Source organism: Pseudomonas faucium, from assembly GCF_021602585.1.
Lineage (GTDB): Bacteria > Pseudomonadota > Gammaproteobacteria > Pseudomonadales > Pseudomonadaceae > Aquipseudomonas > Aquipseudomonas faucium.
Window position 1 is genome coordinate 1 of sequence record NZ_BQIP01000071.1, and the last position, 306, is coordinate 306.

Here is a 306-nt window from a genome sequence, read left to right on the forward strand (position 1 = left end):
CCGAGTTCTCTCAAGCGCCTTGGTATTCTCTACCTAACCACCTGTGTCGGTTTGGGGTACGGTTCCCAGTTATCTGAAGCTTAGGAGCTTTTCTTGGAAGCATGGCATCAACCACTTCGTCGCCTAATGGCAACTCGTCATCAGCTCTCGGCCTTGAGATCCCGGATTTGCCTAAGATCTCAGCCTACCACCTTAAACTTGGACAACCAACGCCAAGCTGGCCTAGCCTTCTCCGTCCCTCCATCGCAATAACTGGAAGTACAGGAATATTAACCTGTTTTCCATCGACTACGCTTTTCAGCCTCG

The 306-nt window shown here is 50.7% G+C and carries 1 rRNA gene; it reads right to left on the reverse strand.

The annotated features are described in order from the left end of the window. A 23S ribosomal RNA gene (locus L6D75_RS27215) occupies window positions 1-306 on the reverse strand; the annotation flags it as partial.